Consider the following 17848-nt stretch of genomic DNA (forward strand, 5'->3'; position numbering starts at 1 on the left):
TCTCGAGCTTCGCCGACGATTCATCGGCGTGTGCGGCCGGCTTACAGGGAGCGATCTGATGGTGGCCAATCCTACCTTGCTGTTTCCGAACGATGCCGAGCAGGCCGCTCCGGCGACCAGCGAAAGACTGCTCGCGGTCGAACACGTCAACCTCGAATACCGCACGCGTGAACGGATCGTTCGCGCGACCCACGACGTGAGTTTCGACGTTTTCGGCGGCGATCGCTTCGTCCTGCTTGGCCCCTCGGGTTGCGGCAAGTCGACGCTGCTCAAAGCCGTTGCCGGCTTCATCCAGCCGACGTCGGGCAGCATCTCGCTCGAAGGCGTTGCCGTGCGCGGCCCCGGTGCCGATCGTATTGTCGTGTTTCAGGAGTTCGACCAGTTGCCGCCGTGGAAAACGGTTCTGCAGAACGTGGCTTTCCCGCTGCGGGTGGCGAAGAAGCTTTCACGCGCGGAAGCCAAAGAACGCGCGCTGCATTATCTCGACAAGGTGGGGCTTGCTTCGTTTGCCAATGCCTATCCGCATACATTGTCGGGCGGTATGAAGCAGCGCGTCGCGATTGCCCGCGCGCTGGCGATGCAACCGCGTGTGCTGCTGATGGACGAACCGTTTGCCGCGCTCGACGCGCTGACCCGCCGCAAGATGCAGGAAGAACTGCTGCGCTTGTGGGAAGAGGTGAACTTCACGCTACTGTTCGTCACACATTCAATCGAAGAGGCGCTCGTGGTCGGCAACCGGATTCTGTTGCTGTCGCCACATCCGGGCCGCGTGCGCGCCGAGCTCAATAGTCACCAGTATTCGCAGGATAGTTTCGGGCGCAGCGACTTTCAGCACAGTGTCGCGCGTATCCATCACCTGTTGTTCGAACAAACGGAGGCTGTTCAATGAGTACGCCCACCGTCCTGCTGCCGCCGGTTCGCGAAGAGTATGAGCGCCCGCTCGAACCGCTCGGTGAACTTGTTCTCGAAGCACCGCTGCCGCTCGGCAAGCGCCTCTTTGCGCAACGCTGGTTGCGCAAGACACTGATTGCGCTGGTGTTGGTCGCGATATGGGAAATCGCCGCGCGTGCGGTCGACAACGATCTGTTGCTGCCGACTTTCGGCGCGACGTTCAGCGCCTTCGTACAAGGTGTCTGGTCGGGCGAACTGCTGCAGAAAACGGTGGTGTCGATGTCCGTACTGCTGCGCGGCTATCTGCTTGGCGCCGCACTCGCCTTTGTTCTGACCTCACTGGCCGTATCGACGCGCATAGGCCGCGATTTACTATCGATGCTGACCGCGATGTTCAACCCGTTGCCTTCCATCGCGTTGTTGCCGCTCGCTTTGCTCTGGTTCGGCCTCGGCACCGGCAGCCTGCTGTTCGTGCTGGTGCACGCGGTGCTGTGGCCACTTGCGCTCAACACGTACTCCGGTTTTCAATCGGTGCCGGCGACGCTGCGTATGACGGGGCGTAACTACGGCCTCACCGGTATTCGCCATGTGCTGTTGATCCTGGTGCCGGCCGCATTGCCGTCGATTCTCGCCGGCTTGCGCGTGGGCTGGGCCTTTGCGTGGCGCACGCTGATCGCCGCCGAACTCGTATTCGGTGCGAGTTCCGGCAGCGGTGGGCTTGGGTGGTATATCTTTCAGAATCGCAACGAGTTGTATACGGATCGCGTTTTCGCCGGGCTGGCTGCGGTCATCGTGATTGGCCTGCTGATCGAGCACCTGGTGTTCGATACGCTCGAGCGCGTGACCGTTCGGCGTTGGGGCGTGCAGCACTAACGGTCCAATGTCGCGACAATGAGGTGCAGCAACGCGCTTAAGTATGACGAATTGCGAAGCGCGCTGAAGTTGGCGAAACAACCGGTCGCTCTCGCCGCTACCGGCCCCGAACCAGATCGACAGGAGGACCCCGTCATGGGAATGCGCCCAGATCCTACGTTCCACGCATCGCCGAAACTCGCCATGGATGCGCCAGCGGAAGACTTCGCTTACACGCTGCTGCTCAGCCCCGATTTCTCGCAGCCCGATGCGCTTGCCGTCGTCGACGTGAAGCCCGGGTCGCCCACCTACAGCCAGGTGGTTCACACGGTGCCCGTGCCGAACAAGGGGGACGAATTTCACCACTTTGGATGGAATGCCTGCTCGTCGTCACTGTCACCGCTGACGGGCCACGCCTTCCTCGAACGGCGTTATCTGATCATTCCCGGGATGCGATCGTCGCGCATCTACATTGTGGACACCAAGCCCCATCCGACTCAGGCGAAAATCCACAAGATCATCGAACCTGAGGAAATCTTCCGCAAGACGGGTTACTCGCGTCCCCATACGGTTCATTGCGGACCCGAAGGAATCTACGTCAGCACGCTCGGCGGCGCTGGGAAGGATGGCACAGAAGGCCCCCCGGGGATCTTCATCATGGACTGCGAGACTTTCGAGGTCCTCGGCCGCTGGGAAATCGACCGCGGACCCCAGGAAAAACACTACGATTTCTGGTGGAACCTGCCGCGCGACTACATGGTGTCGAGCGAGTGGGCGTTGCCGCCGCAATTCGAGAACGGAATCGTCCCCGAAGATCTTCTCTCGAACAAGTACGGGCACCACATCCACTTCTGGGATTTGCGGGCGCGGCGCAACGTGCAGACGATCGACCTCGGCGCCAACCATCAGATGGCGCTCGAAGTGCGGCCCGCGCACGATCCTGGCCGCGAATACGGCTTCATCGGCGTGGTGGTGGATACGACGAACCTTGAAGGATCGATCTGGACCTGGTGGCGCGAGGATGGAAAGTTTCACATCGAGAAGACCGCGACGATTCCGCCTGAGCCTGCGGCCCCAGAACTGCTTCCGCCCTTGCTTCAGGGATTCGGCGCGGTGCCGCCGCTCGTCACCGATATCGATCTCTCCATCGACGATAAATTCCTGTACGTCGCCTGTTGGGGAACCGGCGAAATGCGCCAGTACGATGTGACGGAACCCCGTAAGCCGAAGCTCACGGGATCGGTCCACATCGGCGGGATCGTGCGGCGCACGCCCCATCCGAACGGTCAGACCTTCGCGGGTGGTCCGCAAATGGTCGAGATCAGTCGTGACGGGAAACGCGTCTACTGGACCAACTCGCTCTACTCGACGTGGGATAACCAGTTCTACCCTGACGGTGTGCCAGCGGCACAGGTCATGGCCCGGGCTGAACCGGGCGGCGGTCTTGAACTGGCCGAAGACTACTGGGTCGCCTTTCCCGACGGATACCGGGCCCATCAGATCCGGCTCGAAGGCGGCGACTGCTCGACCGATTCGTTTTGCTACCCGTCGGTGGGGACTTGATTGGGAGTGGCTGGCCGCAGACTGGTCTTTGGCTAGCTGTCGCGGCGAGCGGTCTCTATCACGGGCTTAACCCGGCGATGGGATGGCCGCTCGCTGTTTCGAGCGGACTGATGGACAAACGTGCACGGGCGCTGTTCTCCGCACTCCTGTATCTCGCGGTGGGGCACGTATTGGCCATGTTCGTGGTGATCGTGCCCTTCGCGTTGCTTGCGATGCTGCTCACCTGGCAGCGCGAGATCCAGATCGGCGCGAGTGTGCTGGTCATCGGTTTTGGCATCTGCCTTCTGATCTGGCGGCGCCATCCGCGTGTCCTTGCGCGTATCCCGCCGTCGCGGCTTGCGCTCTGGTCCTTCGCCGTTGCCATCGCGCACGGCGCTGGACTGATGCTGGTACCGATCTACCTCGGCCTTTGCCGGTCCTACGACATGGATCGAGGGCATCAGGCCGCGCGGACGCTGATCGACGCCAATCTGGGCATGGCGTTGCTTGTGTCCGGCGTCCATGCCACCGCCATGATCGCGGTCGGCGGGCTGCTGGCCTGGTTGGTCTATCGCTATCTGGGGCTGAAATTCGTGTCACGAAGCTGGTTCAACCTGGACGCAGTCTGGGCGTCGAGCCTCATTCTGGTGGGCACGCTTTCGCTGGTGTTTAATGCCGCGCTGCCTGGTGGCGAGGGCTGATAGGGGCGGCCACAGCGCGATGCAAGCGGCGGGCTGGCGCCGCTCAGGGTGCGAACGCAATGCCGTTGGCATGTCGATGCTGGTCCAAGAGTTGTCCGCGCAATGCAGTGACACGTACTTCGCCGTCATGTCCATGCCCGCACGCTTCATGAAATCGGAGAAGCGCACGCCACCCCAGCGGCAGCTACCATCTTGTGCGGCGGGATTTGTGCGCTGCCGAGGCGCAACGACTCACGCCGGCTGATTCTTCATGCCCAGCACGTCGATCGACTCGATCGACGGAGGGCTTGCCAGTAACTCGTCGGCATGCGCCATCAGGGCCTGGGCAATTGGACCGTGCAGATGTGCCTGGCGATCCTCTTCATTGGCAAAGGCGTCGAAGATGCCGAATGTGGTCGGCGATAGCTTGAGGGCGAACCAGATCGGCGTAGTCGCTTCCTGGCCTGCCATTTCAAGACCGGCTGCGAGGAAGTCTGCTACCTCCTGCTCCTTTCCCGGTTTGGCTTCAAGTCGGACAAATAACGCGGTCCTGATCATCTCTGTTCTCCGTTTTCCGCGTGATGAATTCATGCGGTGAACGACACTGTACACACGGAGTGCGCTGGGGAATACTGTCTAAATCGACAATATTGGTATCAATCCTGCCATGCGAATTTTTGTCCTCGCGCTCGAGGGGGTGTTCGATACGGGTCTCACCACGGTGCTCGACAGCCTGACGATGGCCAACGGCCTTGCGGGCACGATGGGGATGGCCACAACGCGCTTTGACATCACCGCCGTGGGGATGCGGCCCGAGGTGCATACCGCGCTCGGGATGCAGGTGCCCGTTCACAATATGGCCGACGCCCCTGCGCCGGACTGGGTTGTCTTACCGGCGCTCAACCGCATGACGGGAGAGGACCTTGTGCCTGCGCTCGGCCGGAACGATGTGGTTGATGCGTTTGGTGCTTTGCGTTCGTGGCGTGCTGGTGGGGCCCGCGTTGCAGCCGCCTGTACGGGGACGTTCGTGCTGGCTGAAAGCGGCTTGCTCGACGGCGGCGAAGCCACGACCACCTGGTGGCTCTCGCCACTGTTCCGGCAGCGTTACCCGAAGGTGCACCTGGACGCGCATCGCATCGTCGTTCCGAGCGGCAGCGCGCTAACGGCAGGGGCGGCCCTGAGCCATGTCGACCTTGCACTCTGGTTGATCCGCAATTACAGCCCTGAGCTTGCTGCGCTCGTCGCCAGGTACCTCGTATTTGATTCGCGCTTGTCGCAGTCTGCCTACGCGATCGCCGATCACCTTTCCCATTCGGACCCGCTCGTCGAGCGTTTTGACCGTTGGGTACGTGAACACCTCGACACGACAATCTCGCTCGACGTCGTCGCAGATGCATTGGCGACCACCACGCGGACGTTGACGCGACGTCTGAATGGGGTGCTCGGTAAAACGCCCGTCGAGTACATTCAGGATCTTCGGGTGGAGCGTGCCGTTCATCTGCTCAAGACGACCAAGCTCACGGTTGATCGCATTGCTGAGCAGGTCGGGTATGCGGACGGCCACACATTGCGAACGTTGCTTCGGCGGCGGATAGGTAAGGGCGTGCGTGAGTTGCGCGGGGCCTGAGCCGCCGTGGCCAGGCCATGAATCCTCGAACCTCGATCCGATTTGTTCCGCTCACGCAAGATAGTTTGTCCATGGCGGGTGTTTGCTCAGCGCGTGAATACACCTAGATTAGGCACCTATCGGAGCCACCGGCCCGGTGGGCAAGAAAGCCCAATCCAATATTCGAGGTATTCCATGAGCACGTCGCAAAAGGTCGTAGTTGTTACTGGCGCATCGCAAGGCATTGGTGCCGAGACCGTCAAGGCATTCCGCAAGCTTGACTACCGCATCGTCGCAACGGCTCGCAACATCAAGCCGTCCGAAGATCCCAACATCGTGACGGTGGCGGGTGACATCGCCGATCCGGCGACGGCGCGTCGCGTGATTGCCGAGGGCGTGGCACGCTTCGGCCGCATCGACACGCTGATCAACAACGCCGGTGTATTCATCGCCAAGCCGTTCACCGGTTATACGTCTGAAGACTACGCTGCGGTGACGGGCGTGAATCTAAACGGTTTCTTCTACATCACGCAGTTGGCGATCGCCGAGATGGAGAAGAATAACAGCGGCCACGTGGTCAGCATCACGACGACCCTGGCCGACCACGCCATCGACGGTGTGCCGTCGGTGCTGGCATCGCTGACTAAAGGCGGTCTGAACGCAGCCACGAAATCACTTGCAATCGAATACGCGAAGCGCGGCATCCGCGCGAACGCGGTTGCCCCCGGCATCATCAAGTCGCCGATGCACGCCCCCGAAACGCACGGGGCGCTCGGCGCACTCCACCCGATGGGCCATATGGGTGAGATGAGCGACATCGTCAACGCGATCCTGTATCTGGATGCGGCGCCGTTTGTGACGGGCGAAATTCTGCACGTCGACGGCGGTCAGAGCGCTGGGCACTAAAGCAACACGGGGGCGCTACCGGTGGCGCCCGTTATCTGATCCTCACCTGGCTTCGGCATCGAAGTCGAGTTGAAGATGTCGTTGCCGTGCACCGGCGTCGCAACCAGAGCGAATCAGATGATCGTTATTGATGAGGGGCGCCACTTACCGGATACCCCTGAGGCATCACTCGGGAGACGCAGCGAATTTTTACGCTGCATTGCAATTTGTGCAAGGAACCGTGTGGCAAGTGAGCGAGTAGTCCTGCGTAGCGCAGCGCCCTGACTGCTCTGTCAACGGGAACGCTCATCCGCCGCCCGGATGACGTTCCCGGACTTTGACGTTCATGTGGCCGCGGTCTTCGCCGGCATCTCGCTCCACTGTGCCGATGAAACAATATTCGCACTGGCGATATTATTGTTGCGCGCATCGATCCACTGGATGGCCCATCGGCGCGCCACCTGGATTGCTTCATCTTCGTTTTCGAGCCAGGCAAGGTTGCGTTCAATGTGCATCTCAGCGTCCGCCTCATCGTCAGGTGACAAGCGGATCAGCCGGGCGCGCGCAAAGAACTGACCAAGTGAGAATTCCGCGGTTGCGTCGATGATCCAGCCACCGTACTCGTACTTCATGATTACCTCCCAGCCCTCGATAATCGGGATTCGAACAGACAAAGCATGGATTCATCTGCGCGTATTCGCTAGACCTCCAACGCTGAATTGCCAGAAATGTCCGTCCAGTCAGATGGGCCGCATCCTCCGGACGATCCAACCGGGACACCGCGGCGCATGGATGCTGGTAGCAAGCGACGTGCCTTCAGTCTGGCGGTGGCGCACCGGACTACGCAGGCGGGTTGCTCAGTTATCGTCTGATCTGCTCGGTAGATGTTCGTGCGGGACGGGCTCTGCTTCTGCTGCATCGGGAATGGCACCCGGGGTGCCCGGCGCAGGCTTAGGAGTCGGCGACCGGGAGTCTGGCGTAACGCCGTGGACGGGATGGTTCGGAAGTCCAGGCCGATGAGCCTGTCGCGTGGTCGGGTTCGAGGGCATGATTTCCTCCTGCGCTGATGTGACCATCAACAACCATCATAGCTCTACTGTGTGCGCAGCGAGACGAGTATCGCCATCGTAATTGCACACCCGTTGCAAAGATTGCGGCGAAGCATGTAGATATTCCATCGACCACGGTTTCCGTTCGTTGCGTGCGTACGCTTATGTTCCGCGGCGGTCCCGGCAGGCACGCGCAATGCGCGGCGATTCCGTATCCGCTCAACCGCCGACAAACCGAGGAGCGCTAGATGAACACGCTGAATACGCGAGATGACCTGGCCCTGTTGGACGTTGCCGGTCCGGACGTGCAGCGCGTGGCCGTGACCTTCGAGATCAACCACGCGCAGTACGCGTTCGACGTCGAACCCTGGACCACCTTGCTCGATCTGCTGCGCGAACATTGCGGGTTGACTGGCACGCACAAAGGTTGCGACCACGGTCAGTGCGGCGCGTGCACGGCACTGGTCGGCGGGCAGCGGATCAATACCTGTCTCGCGCTTGCCGCCGTCTATGACGGCGCATCCATCACGACGATCGAAGGGCTGGCGGACGGCGACTCGCTGCATCCGATGCAGCAGGCCTTCATTGATCACGACGCTTTCCAGTGCGGCTACTGCACGCCCGGCCAGATCTGCTCGGCAGTCGGGATGCTGGCGGAAGGACACGTCGGAACGCGCGAGGATATACGCGAGCTGATGAGCGGCAACCTGTGCCGCTGCGGTGCGTACGTCAATATTGTGACCGCGATCGGGGAGGTCGCCGGTATCGGCAGCGCGGAGAGCGTGGCTAGCGAGAACGGGCGTGCACCTGGATATCAAGAAAACGGAGCTGCCGGATGAACCGCTTTTCGTATGCTCGCGCAACCGGCGTGGAACAGGCGATCGACCAGCACCGGAGCACGGCCGCGGCAGCGTTCGTCGCGGGGGGAACCAATCTGGTGGATCTGATCAAGGAAAATGTCGCGCGCCCCACGCTGCTCGTCGATATCACCCGGCTGCCGCTGAAAGACATCGAGGCAACGCCGGCCGGCGGGATCAAAATCGGCGCATTGGTGACGAACAGCACAGTGGCTTATGACGATGTCATCGCGCAACGCTATCCGTTGCTCGCGAAAGCGATTCTTGCGGGCGCTTCGGCGCAGATCCGCAATGTGGCGACAGTCGGCGGCAATCTGCTGCAACGCACCCGCTGCCATTACTTCTACGATACGGGCACGCCGTGCAACAAGCGCGAACCCGGGACAGGCTGTCCCGCACTCGAAGGCGTCAACCGGATCCACGCGATTCTCGGTACGAGCGACCAGTGCATCGCCGTGCACCCGTCCGATATGTGCGTGGCGCTTGCGGCGCTGAACGCGATCGTTCACCTCGCGGGCAAGGACGGAACGCGGGTGTTGCCGTTCTCCAATTTTCACCGGCTGCCCGGTGATACGCCGCAGATCGATACGAACCTCCACGCTGATGAAATCGTCACCGCTGTAGAACTGCCGCCGCCGGGGTTCGCCGAATGTCACGCTTACCTGAAGATTCGCGACCGCGCGTCCTATGCATTCGCTCTGGTGTCCGTCGCGCTGGGCCTCCGGCTCGAAGGCGAGACGATTCATGAAGTGAGTTGCGCACTAGGCGGCGTCGCGCATAAGCCGTGGCGCGACGTGGAAGCGGAAGCATGGTTGCGCGAAAAGCAGCTTACCGGCGATGCAGTACGCGCCTTCGCCGACATGCTGGTGCGTGAAGCACACGGCCGGCGCGGTAACGCGTTCAAAATCGAACTCACCACGCGAGCCGTCGTCAGGGCATTCGAAATCGCGACACGGCGGCGTTTCACGGAGGTGGCGTGATGGCACGCGAAGAGGCTTTGCCTGGGCATCCGGCGTCCCCGGCAACCGGGAAGCCCGTCAACCGGGTGGACGGCAAACTGAAGGTGACCGGCGCCGCGCGTTACGCCGCGGATTTCGCGGCCGACGGCCTGGTGTACGGCTTCGTCGTGTCGAGCACGATCGCGAGTGGCCGCATCATTGCGATCGACGCGTCAGCAGCGCTCGAGACGCCGGGCGTGCTGCTCGTCCTGACGCACGAGAACCGGCCCGAATTGCCGCTGCTCGACGCCAGTTATAAGGACCAGATTGCGCCCGGCGGCATGCCGTTCCGGCCGCTATGGGACGATCGGATCTGGTATAGCGGGCAACCCGTCGCGCTGGTTGTCGCGGAATCGCTCGAACTCGCGCGCCACGCTGCTTCGCTCGTGCGTATCCGCTATGAACATACGCCGCATTGCACGGCGCTCTCTGCGGTGATTGCGCACGCCTATCCGCCGTCGCGGGAAAAAGGCGGCTTCGAGCCGCCGCCTGAACCACGCGGTGATGCCGCCACTGCATTCGTCAATGCGGATGAGCGTACGGATGCGTTCTACACCACGCCAATCGAATATCACAGTCCGATGGAAATGCATGGCTGCACCGTGGTGCCGGATGCCCAGGGGCGGCTCACGGTCTACGAGAAGACCCAGGGCGTACTGAACACCCAGCAGTACCTGATGAGCGTGTTCGGCCTCGCTGCTGACGACGTACGCGTGATCTCGCCTTTCGTCGGCGGCGCGTTCGGCTCCGGTCTGCGGCCGCACTACCATCTGCCGCTGGCGGTGATGGCCGTGCTTGACCTGAAGCGGCCGGTGCGGGTCGCGCTCACGCGGCAACAGATGTTCAACTTCGTGCATCGGCCGCAATCGATCCAGCGCGTCGCGCTCGCGGCGTCGGCGGACGGAAAGCTGGCGGCGGTGATCCACGAGGCAGTGTCCGAAACCTCGTTATTTGAAGATCACTGTGACGTGATCGTGAACTGGGCGGGGCAGCTCTATGCGTGCGATAACGTGCGGCTCGGCTACAAGGTAGCAAGACTGAATGTCTGTACGCCGGGTGACATGCGGGCGCCTGGCGCGGCACAGGGGCTGTTTCCGCTCGAGTCGGCCATGGACGAGCTTGCGTTGAAGTTGCGCATGGACCCGCTGGCGTTGCGTCTGATCAATTATGCCGAGCGCGACGCGAACAAGGATCTGCCGTTTTCGAGTAAGGCCCTGCGCGAATGCTACCGGCAAGGCGCGGCACGCTTCGGCTGGACCGGCCGTCCATTGCAGCCCCGCGCCATGCGCGATGGCGCGGAACTCATTGGCTGGGGCATGGCGACCGGCGCATGGGATGCCATGCAAAGGCCGGCTACGGCCCGTGCGGTGCTGACTCGCGACGGCCTCGTCGCCGTGTCCAGTTCGACGGCTGATATTGGCACCGGCACCTACACGGCGATGACGCAGATCGCGGCGGATGCACTCGGCGTCGATATCGCGAGCGTTCGCTTCGAACTCGGCGACTCCACACTGCCGGACGCGCCGATCGAAGGCGGCTCGTTTACCGTGTCGTCGGTGGGCAGCGCGGTGCACGCGGCGTGTTCGCGGCTGCGCGAGCGCCTCGCCGCGCTGGCGCGCGAATACGGTGGCGAAGCTTTTGCCAATGCAGCGCCTGCCGGGATTCGGCGCGAGGGCGTGCAACTGCTTTGCGGTGCGGACCAGCGTGACACGATCACGATCGCGGAGTTGCTGAGCCGCGCCGGCGTCGAGCGGCTCGACGAACTTGCAACCGTCAGTCCGGAAGACAGACAACAACAGTATTCGATGGGCACGCATTCGGCCGTGTTCGCGGAGGTGCGCGTCGACGAAGCGCTCGGCACCGTGCGTGTCACGCGCATAGTCAGCGCGGTCGCGGCCGGCCGGATTGTGAATCCGAAGACCGCGGCGAGCCAGATCGCCGGCGGGGTGGTATGGGGCATCAGCATGGCGTTGCAGGAAGAGGCGCAGTTCGATCATGACCTGGGCCGCGTGATGAATCACAATTTGTCCGAGTATCACTTCCCGGTGAATGCCGATATTGACCATATCGACGTCCTGTTCGTCGAAGAAACCGATCATGTCGTCAATCCGCTAGGTATGAAGGGCGTGGGAGAAATTGGCGTAGTCGGTGTCGCGGCGGCGCTTGCGAATGCGATCTGGCATGCGACGGGAAAACGTATCCGCGATCTGCCGATTACGCTGGACAAGGTATTCGCCTGATTTCAACACCTGCCTTCATGAAACCCCGCTCATCATCGCCTGCGTCGCCGAGCCCGCAGGAACTGGCCCCCGCAGTGCAGAGCTTGCGCGCGCTGAATTCGCTCGCCAGCGGCGTGGTTGTGATCGCCGCGCTGTAAGTCGGGCGGGGCACCGCCGCTATTCCGCGAGCGCATGGCCTGAGGCACCAGTAGCACCAAGCCGGAACCGACCTCTGTCCGCACGGCTCACCGATAAAAGTACGCGTCCAGCACCCATGGCAGTGCGATCAGCCGGGTCACGATCGCAGCGAGCACGTCGGGGGAGACGGTGGCGAATGCGAAAGTCATTTCCTCGAAACTGTGACGGCGATCCACACGGAACCGGATGTGGTCGGCCTGGCAAGCCTCGCAACTGAGAGCCTGCCAGGCGGCGACGACCTTCAGGCTACCTGACTTTGCACGCACGGTGAGTCGGTAGCGCCCATTGTCGACCGGCGTGCTGTATTGAACCGATATCGCCTGGATCACGGGATCGTCCCGTGAAACTTCGATTTGCGCGTTGGTCGGCTGCGTGGACATTCTGACCTCCGGAGAGCGAGCTTGTCATGCGTCGGCAGCTGCGGTGGCCTTGGCCAGCCGCCCCTTCATCCAGATCACCAGACCCCCCGCACAACACACTGAGGAGCATTAATCATTCCAGAAGCCACTTGCAAATCCGCCCGGCCACCCATGCGCAGAAACCCGTTTGATGACGCGTCCTGTCCCACCCATCCAGTCAGACAGAAGGCGCAACCGGGAAAATGGTCAAGCGGTTGGTACAAAAGTTGCGCGAGACAGCGTGTCCGGATCGAAACGGATTCATATGACTGGGTTGGGAATACCGATCGAGCCAGTCACGTAGCAATGGTTGGGCCATGGACCTATTTGAGGGCGTTTGAAAATGATGCCCGGTGCAATGCAAGGTTTTCCACTGAAGTTCATCGTGCAGCACCGCGCAAGGCGATGCCGGCGGGTACACAAATTCGGCAATCAGGGAAGGACGATATGCAATACGAGCGGCAGATTGAACAGGGACACTACGAAGCATTCACGCTGGCACCGCGCGACTGGGTGCCGAACAATCGCAAACTCGCCGTGGCGATTTACCGAGCGGCGATACCGGGCGCGGGCGATGATGTGACTGCCGAATTCGAAGCGCTGTTTCAGCATAACCAATGGCCGCCGCAATGGCGTAACAGCATCTTCGACTATCACCATTTTCATTCGACCGCGCACGAGGTGTTGGGCATCGCATCGGGCTCGGCTGAGGTCATCATTGGCGGCCCCGGTGGACGCGTGGTCACGTTGCGCCCGGGCGACGCGGTGCTGCTGCCGGCCGGCACCGGACATTGCCTGCAAGCATTCGCCGGCAATCTGCGTGTGGTGGGGGCCTACCCACCAGGGCAGCAGTGGGACATTCGGCGCGAGAGGCTGACGCCGGCGGAGCTTGTTGCAATGGAGTCCCTGCCATTTCCTCCGAGCGATCCTGTACTGGGCGAGCGCGGGCCCGTTATCGAACAATGGCTTGACGTAGCTTGAATCCGCAAGCGATCGATCCGTGCCGCGCCGCAACGCGGAGGTTTCAGTCAGAGGCGGTGTCATTTGTCACGATGCCCCGGTAACACCGCGTCGAGCACCTGCTTCGCTGTTTCGACGATCACGTTGCCTTCATTCGGATCGCGCTTGATGAGCGTTGATGCAAATGCTTTTGCCTGCGCCAACGTGATATGCGGCGGTAGAGGCGGAATATCCGGATCGACCTTTACCTCAATGACCACGGGCCGGTCCGCGGCGAGCGCCCGCTCCCACGCGTCGCCCATGCGTTCGGCGTCGTCGACGTAAATGCTGGTGAGACCGATCATTTCCGCAAAACGGTGATATGGCACGGACGGAATATCCTGCGACGCCTCGAACTTCGGATCGCCTTCCATCGCACGTTGCTCCCACGTCACCTGATTCAGGTCGCTGTTGTTGAGCACCATGCAGATCCAGCACGGATTGGCCCACTGTTTCCAGTATTTGGCTACCGTGATGAGCTCTGCCATGTTGTTCATCTGCATCGCACCATCCCCGACCAGTGCTATGACGGGCCGCTCGGGGTACGCGAATTTCGCGGCGATCGCATACGGCACCGCTGCGCCCATCGAGGCAAGGCCACCCGATAACGAGCACATCATGCCGCGCTGTACTTTCAGATCGCGTGCATACCAGTTCGCGCACGAGCCGGAATCGCTTGTAACGATCGCATTGGCCGGTATGCGCGAAGATAGCTCCCACACGCTGCGCTGAGGGTTCATGCCGTTCTTGCCGATCTCATGGGCTCGCTTGTCGAGCGTCTTCCACCAGTCGGCAGTCCAACCCTCGATCTTCTTGCGCCACGCGCGATCCTGTTTCTGCTCGAGCAACGGCAGCAAGGCGCGCAGCGTCTCGGCGCTGTCGCCCACCAGATTGACTTCCATGGGATAGCGCAAGCTGAGCATGTCAGCCTTAAGGTCGATCTGCACACCGCGGGCGGCGCCTTCTTTCGGCAGGAATTCAGCGTATGGAAAACCCGAGCCGATCATCAACAGGGTGTCGCATTCGCTCATCAGATCGTAGCTGGGTTTGGTGCCGAGCAGTCCGATCGACCCGGTGACCCAAGGCAAATCATCCGGCAACGCGGCCTTTCCAAGCAGGGCCTTGGCAACGCCCGCGCCGAGTTTTTCTGCTACGGCGATGACTTCGTCCGTGGCGCGCAGCGCACCTGCGCCGACCAGAATGGCGACTTTTTTGCCGGCGTTGAGCACATCGGCGGCCCGCTGCAGATCGTCGGGGTAGGGGACGAGTCGCGGGGCGCGATAGCCGACGCCCGAATGCAGCGTGCCGTGTTTGCGGCCCGGCGCTTCGTAGGTGAGGTCCTGCAGGTCGTTGGGCAGCACGATTGCCGTGACCTTGCGTTCCGACAGCGCGATACGTACCGCACGATCGACCAGATGCCGGACCTGCGAAGGCACGGCAGCCTGCTCCACGAACGCACCGGCTACGTCCTTGAACATAGACACCAGATCCAGTTCCTGCTGGTAGTGGCCGCCGAGCGCCGCACGCGCTTGCTGTCCGGCAATCGCCAGTACGGGCATGTGGTCCATGCGAGCGTCGTAAAGCCCGGTGATCAGATGCGAGGCGCCCGGCCCGGAAGTGGCGATGCATACGCCCAACTCGCCGGTGAACTTTGCATGTGCCGAGGCCATGAATGCAGCCATTTCCTCATGGCGAACCTGCACGAATTCGATCTTGCCGTTGGCGCGATTCATCGCACCGAAGACGCCGTTGATGCCGTCTCCCGGATATCCGTAAATTCGCCGCACGCCCCACGCATGCAGTCTTTCGACAATAAAGTCACCGACGGTTTGAGTCATCGCAGTCTCCACAAACGGATGGCAAGGATGGTTTTACGCGTTACGCCATACCGCGGCCTATGCCACGCATGACGCTTTATCCGCGGCGTCCAGGGACGCCGCGTTGGGTGCGCACGCTCCATCACCGAGCAATGGTCCGCGACACCCGCGTACAGCGGGTAAGCGGCGCAGCAGTGAGGCGGCGCGTCAGCTGGCGATGCACGAAATCGAAATCGCCAAAGGCCTGCAATTGCGGATCCCACAGCACGCGGCGAATCGCGTCGGCGCGCACGTTCGCGCGCTGCGCCATGTTCTCGGCCCGCGTGACGTCGCCCTGCAAGCGGTAGGCTTTGGCGAGCGTGCGTTCGAGATCGTAGAGCAGGCAATTCAGGTCGACCGGCACGAGCGAGGTCACGTCGATCGACGTCAGCGTCTTGCCGTTCGCGAACCGGCGCTTTGCTCCACACGCTCGGATTTGCGCAACCGCACCGGAATCGACTTGCCGGCCGGCACCAGGCTTTCCTGCGCGTGATGCGACAGAGGGATCAACGGATTGCACTCGGGGTAATAGCCCATCAGGCAACCTTGCGGAATATCGAACGCATGCACACGCATGCCGTCGATTTCACGCGCAATACCGTCGTTCGATACGGTCGCGATGCACACCGCGCTGCCCTCGTCGAACCCCAGGCGAGCCATGTCGTCCCGATGCATCAGCAATACGTCGCGGGTGCCCATGACGCCGCGAAAGCGGTCGTCGAGCGAGTAGACCGTCGTATTGAACTGACTGTCGCCGCGTGTCGTCGTTAGCCGCAGCACGCTCTCGCCGGTTGACGGCATGTCCGCATCTTCGTCGAGCGTATCCGGCGCAATGAAATTCGCCTTACCGCTCGGCGTTTGCCACTTGCGCTCGCATGCGGCAATCGGGCGGTGAAATCCGCCAGGCTGCCAGAAACGCCGGTTGAAATCGCGGAACTGGTCAGGGTAAGTTCGTTCGATCGCGTCGCGGACCAGTGCGTAATCGCCTACCCATGCGTCCCAGTCGACGCGTGGATTGCGCGGCAGCAACGCCTTCGCCAGTCCCGCGACGATCGCCGGTTCCGACAGCAGCATCTCGCCGGCGGGCTCCGCATAGCCGTGCGAGCCGTGGATGCAGGCGGTGCTGTCCTCGACGCTGACGGCCTGTTCGCCGCTCGCCTGGCGGTCGATTTCGATGCGGCCAAGACAGGGCAACAGATAGGCGACTTCGCCATGGATCAGGTGACTGCGGTTGAGTTTCGTGGCGATCTGCACGTTGAGCCGCAGCTTGCGCCATGCAGGGTCCATCACGTGGTGATCGGGCGTGGCGACCTGAAAGTTGCCGCCCAGTCCAATGAACGCCTTGACCTTGCCGTCGAGCACGCCCTGACAGGCTTCGACCGTGCTCATGCCCTTGCCGCGCGGCGGCTCGAAATCATAGAATTCGGCCAGCTTGTCGAGTGGCGCGAGTTCGGGCTTCTCGGTAATGCCCACCGTGCGTTGTCCCTGCACGTTCGAATGGCCGCGGATCGGGCAGATGCCGGCGCCGGGCCGGCCGATATTGCCGCGCAGAAGCAGTAGATTGGTCAGCATCTGTACGTTGGTCACGCCGCTGCGGTGCTGGGTAATACCCATTCCGTACAGCACCATCACCGCTTTGGCCTTTGCATATTCGCGGGCGGCGGCTTCGAGCGCCCCGCGCGCCAACTGTGAGTAGTGTTCGATGGTCTCCCATGAGGTGTCCCGCATCGCCTGCGCGAACTCTTCGAAGCCGTGCGTATGTTCGGCAATGAACGCCGTGTCGAGCACGCGCGGCGCGCCGCTGTGCTGCGCATCGTCGTCCCACTCGATTAACAGCTTGCAAAGCCCGGCGACGGCTGCCGCGTCGCCGCCCACCTTGACCTGATGGTACTGGGTGCTGATCTGGGTCTCGCTGGCAGTCAGCATCTCGAGCGGTGCTTGCGGATTCGCGAAGCTCACGAGCCCGCGCTCCTTCAGCGGATTGAACGTGATGATCTGCACGCCGCGTTTGCGCGCGGCCTGCAACTGATGCAGCATGCGCGGCGCGTTCGTGCCGGTGTTGTGGCCGAAGAAGAACAGGCAGTCGGCCTGCTCGAAATCGTCGAGGGTCACGGTGCCGACCGGCGCGCCGATACTTTTGGGCAGGCCGACCGAGGTGCTTTCGTGACACATGTTCGAACTGTCCGGCAAATTGTTGGTGCCGTACATCCGCGCGAGCAACTGATACATATACGAAGTTTCGAGCGACGCCCGCCCCGATGTGTAAAACACCGCTTCATTTGGGTTCAGCGCGTTCAGCTCTTTCGCGATCTCGGCAAACGCGTGTTCCCACGTGGTCTGCACGTAGTGGTCGGTCGCCGGGTCCCAGCGCAGCGGCACGGTCAGCCGCCCAGTCGATTCGAGTTCGAGACCGGACCATGACTCCAGTTCCGTGAGCGTATGGGCCGCGAAGAAGTCCGCATCCACGCGCTTGCTGGTGATCTCCCATGCAGTTGCCTTCGCGCCGTTTTCGCAGAACTCGAACAGATGCGGATCGGCAGGCTTCGCCCACGAGCAGCTGACGCAGGCAAAACCGTCCGGCTTGTTCTGATGCATCAGGATGCGGCTGCCATGCAGCGCAACATGCTCCTGTACGAGAATCGACGCGACTGCCTTGGCCGAACCCCAGCCGCCGGCTGGATGACGATATTCCTTGACGGGTGTGTCCGAACTCATGGCGACTCCTCCGCAAACTGGCCGGCAGGTGCAAGCCTGCCATCACGAATGGCGGCGCAATAAGCGGACCCGCAAGCGGGCGCACGACGCATCGCGACCTTCA

Annotated in this window: 15 protein-coding genes and 2 pseudogenes; 10 read left to right on the forward strand and 7 right to left on the reverse strand. The window is 62.0% G+C overall.

Features of this window, described 5'->3' with window-relative positions; all coding sequences use genetic code 11:
• The first annotated feature begins 58 nt into the window (after positions 1–58).
• The 4 genes from PQQ86_RS27435 (at position 59) to PQQ86_RS27450 (ending at position 3986) form a co-directional block, all read left to right on the forward strand.
• On the forward strand, positions 59–889 hold the full coding sequence (locus PQQ86_RS27435; protein ID WP_408274081.1) for an ABC transporter ATP-binding protein: 831 nt from the start codon (positions 59–61) through the stop codon (positions 887–889).
• Entirely contained in the window at positions 886–1764 is an 879-nt protein-coding gene (locus PQQ86_RS27440) for an ABC transporter permease (protein ID WP_408274084.1), read from the forward strand. The genes PQQ86_RS27435 and PQQ86_RS27440 overlap by 4 nt, the downstream gene beginning before the upstream one ends.
• 135 nt (positions 1765–1899) lie before the next feature.
• Positions 1900–3306 (forward strand): selenium-binding protein SBP56-related protein, encoded by a 1407-nt coding sequence (locus PQQ86_RS27445; RefSeq protein WP_408274087.1) that lies wholly within the window; start codon positions 1900–1902, stop codon positions 3304–3306.
• Positions 3303–3986: a hypothetical protein gene (locus tag PQQ86_RS27450; RefSeq protein WP_408279373.1), complete on the forward strand. Its 684-nt coding sequence runs from the start codon at positions 3303–3305 to the stop codon at positions 3984–3986. The genes PQQ86_RS27445 and PQQ86_RS27450 overlap by 4 nt, the downstream gene beginning before the upstream one ends.
• A gap of 42 nt (positions 3987–4028) precedes the next feature.
• Here PQQ86_RS27450 and PQQ86_RS27455 read toward each other — a convergent pair.
• Both PQQ86_RS27455 and PQQ86_RS27460 read right to left on the reverse strand, forming a co-directional pair.
• Positions 4029–4166, reverse strand: a pseudogene (locus PQQ86_RS27455) (molybdopterin-dependent oxidoreductase); the annotation flags it as partial.
• Between the two features lie 51 nt (positions 4167–4217).
• Positions 4218–4523 carry a putative quinol monooxygenase gene (locus tag PQQ86_RS27460; protein WP_408274090.1) on the reverse strand — a complete coding sequence of 102 codons (306 nt, stop codon included), beginning with the start codon at positions 4521–4523 and terminating at the stop codon, positions 4218–4220.
• A gap of 109 nt (positions 4524–4632) precedes the next feature.
• Here PQQ86_RS27460 and PQQ86_RS27465 point away from each other — a divergent pair, with 109 nt between their 5' ends.
• Positions 4633–5592 carry a GlxA family transcriptional regulator gene (locus PQQ86_RS27465; RefSeq protein ID WP_408274091.1) on the forward strand — a complete coding sequence of 320 codons (960 nt, stop codon included), beginning with the start codon at positions 4633–4635 and terminating at the stop codon, positions 5590–5592.
• Positions 5593–5766: 174 nt separating this feature from the next.
• Entirely contained in the window at positions 5767–6477 is a 711-nt protein-coding gene (locus PQQ86_RS27470; RefSeq protein ID WP_408274094.1) for an SDR family NAD(P)-dependent oxidoreductase, read from the forward strand.
• Positions 6478–6800: 323 nt separating this feature from the next.
• Here PQQ86_RS27470 and PQQ86_RS27475 read toward each other — a convergent pair whose 3' ends face one another.
• The gene (locus PQQ86_RS27475) at positions 6801–7088 is read right to left on the reverse strand and encodes a hypothetical protein (protein WP_408274097.1); all 288 of its coding nucleotides are present in this window, start codon (positions 7086–7088) and stop codon (positions 6801–6803) included.
• A gap of 674 nt (positions 7089–7762) precedes the next feature.
• Here PQQ86_RS27475 and PQQ86_RS27480 point away from each other — a divergent pair.
• The 3 genes from PQQ86_RS27480 to PQQ86_RS27490 are packed head-to-tail and all read left to right on the forward strand — an operon-like array spanning position 7763 to position 11600.
• Complete coding sequence (locus PQQ86_RS27480; RefSeq protein WP_408279374.1) at positions 7763–8344, forward strand: (2Fe-2S)-binding protein; 582 nt, start codon at positions 7763–7765, stop codon at positions 8342–8344.
• Positions 8341–9342 (forward strand): FAD binding domain-containing protein, encoded by a 1002-nt coding sequence (locus tag PQQ86_RS27485; RefSeq protein WP_408274100.1) that lies wholly within the window; start codon positions 8341–8343, stop codon positions 9340–9342. The genes PQQ86_RS27480 and PQQ86_RS27485 overlap by 4 nt, the downstream gene beginning before the upstream one ends.
• The gene (locus tag PQQ86_RS27490; RefSeq protein ID WP_408274103.1) at positions 9342–11600 is read left to right on the forward strand and encodes a xanthine dehydrogenase family protein molybdopterin-binding subunit; all 2259 of its coding nucleotides are present in this window, start codon (positions 9342–9344) and stop codon (positions 11598–11600) included. The genes PQQ86_RS27485 and PQQ86_RS27490 overlap by 1 nt, the downstream gene beginning before the upstream one ends.
• 224 nt (positions 11601–11824) lie before the next feature.
• On the opposite strand, the gene PQQ86_RS27495 is transcribed toward PQQ86_RS27490, so the two are convergent.
• Positions 11825–12157: a hypothetical protein gene (locus tag PQQ86_RS27495; RefSeq protein ID WP_408274105.1), complete on the reverse strand. Its 333-nt coding sequence runs from the start codon at positions 12155–12157 to the stop codon at positions 11825–11827.
• A gap of 465 nt (positions 12158–12622) precedes the next feature.
• Here PQQ86_RS27495 and PQQ86_RS27500 point away from each other — a divergent pair, with 465 nt between their 5' ends.
• Positions 12623–13156 (forward strand): cupin domain-containing protein, encoded by a 534-nt coding sequence (locus PQQ86_RS27500; protein WP_408274108.1) that lies wholly within the window; start codon positions 12623–12625, stop codon positions 13154–13156.
• A gap of 59 nt (positions 13157–13215) precedes the next feature.
• Here the strand turns inward: PQQ86_RS27500 and PQQ86_RS27505 are convergent, their stop codons facing one another.
• From PQQ86_RS27505 to PQQ86_RS27515, 3 genes and pseudogenes are all read right to left on the reverse strand, one after another.
• Positions 13216–15012 carry a thiamine pyrophosphate-requiring protein gene (locus PQQ86_RS27505; protein ID WP_408274110.1) on the reverse strand — a complete coding sequence of 599 codons (1797 nt, stop codon included), beginning with the start codon at positions 15010–15012 and terminating at the stop codon, positions 13216–13218.
• 137 nt (positions 15013–15149) lie between these two features.
• Positions 15150–15445 (reverse strand): annotated as a pseudogene (locus PQQ86_RS27510) (trehalase family glycosidase); the annotation flags it as partial.
• Positions 15418–17745: an FdhF/YdeP family oxidoreductase gene (locus PQQ86_RS27515; protein ID WP_408274113.1), complete on the reverse strand. Its 2328-nt coding sequence runs from the start codon at positions 17743–17745 to the stop codon at positions 15418–15420. The pseudogene PQQ86_RS27510 and the gene PQQ86_RS27515, both read right to left, overlap by 28 nt.
• Between the last annotated feature and the right edge of the window lie 103 nt (positions 17746–17848).

The sequence above is a fragment of the Paraburkholderia sediminicola genome (assembly GCF_046026675.1).
Lineage (GTDB): Bacteria > Pseudomonadota > Gammaproteobacteria > Burkholderiales > Burkholderiaceae > Paraburkholderia > Paraburkholderia sediminicola_F.

Excerpts from the sequence above, each read along its gene's own strand:
- PQQ86_RS27465 (WP_408274091.1), top strand. The coding sequence starts at position 4,633 with ATGCGAATTTTTGTCCTCGCGCTCGAGGGGGTGTTCGATACGGGTCTC.
- PQQ86_RS27505 (WP_408274110.1), bottom strand. The coding sequence starts at position 15,012 with ATGACTCAAACCGTCGGTGACTTTATTGTCGAAAGACTGCATGCGTGG.
- PQQ86_RS27435 (WP_408274081.1), top strand. The coding sequence starts at position 59 with ATGGTGGCCAATCCTACCTTGCTGTTTCCGAACGATGCCGAGCAGGCC.
- PQQ86_RS27475 (WP_408274097.1), bottom strand. The coding sequence starts at position 7,088 with ATGAAGTACGAGTACGGTGGCTGGATCATCGACGCAACCGCGGAATTC.
- PQQ86_RS27485 (WP_408274100.1), top strand. The coding sequence starts at position 8,341 with ATGAACCGCTTTTCGTATGCTCGCGCAACCGGCGTGGAACAGGCGATC.
- PQQ86_RS27445 (WP_408274087.1), top strand. The coding sequence starts at position 1,900 with ATGGGAATGCGCCCAGATCCTACGTTCCACGCATCGCCGAAACTCGCC.
- PQQ86_RS27490 (WP_408274103.1), top strand. The coding sequence starts at position 9,342 with ATGGCACGCGAAGAGGCTTTGCCTGGGCATCCGGCGTCCCCGGCAACC.
- PQQ86_RS27470 (WP_408274094.1), top strand. The coding sequence starts at position 5,767 with ATGAGCACGTCGCAAAAGGTCGTAGTTGTTACTGGCGCATCGCAAGGC.
- PQQ86_RS27440 (WP_408274084.1), top strand. The coding sequence starts at position 886 with ATGAGTACGCCCACCGTCCTGCTGCCGCCGGTTCGCGAAGAGTATGAG.
- PQQ86_RS27515 (WP_408274113.1), bottom strand. The coding sequence starts at position 17,745 with ATGAGTTCGGACACACCCGTCAAGGAATATCGTCATCCAGCCGGCGGC.
- PQQ86_RS27500 (WP_408274108.1), top strand. The coding sequence starts at position 12,623 with ATGCAATACGAGCGGCAGATTGAACAGGGACACTACGAAGCATTCACG.
- PQQ86_RS27460 (WP_408274090.1), bottom strand. The coding sequence starts at position 4,523 with ATGATCAGGACCGCGTTATTTGTCCGACTTGAAGCCAAACCGGGAAAG.
- PQQ86_RS27495 (WP_408274105.1), bottom strand. The coding sequence starts at position 12,157 with ATGTCCACGCAGCCGACCAACGCGCAAATCGAAGTTTCACGGGACGAT.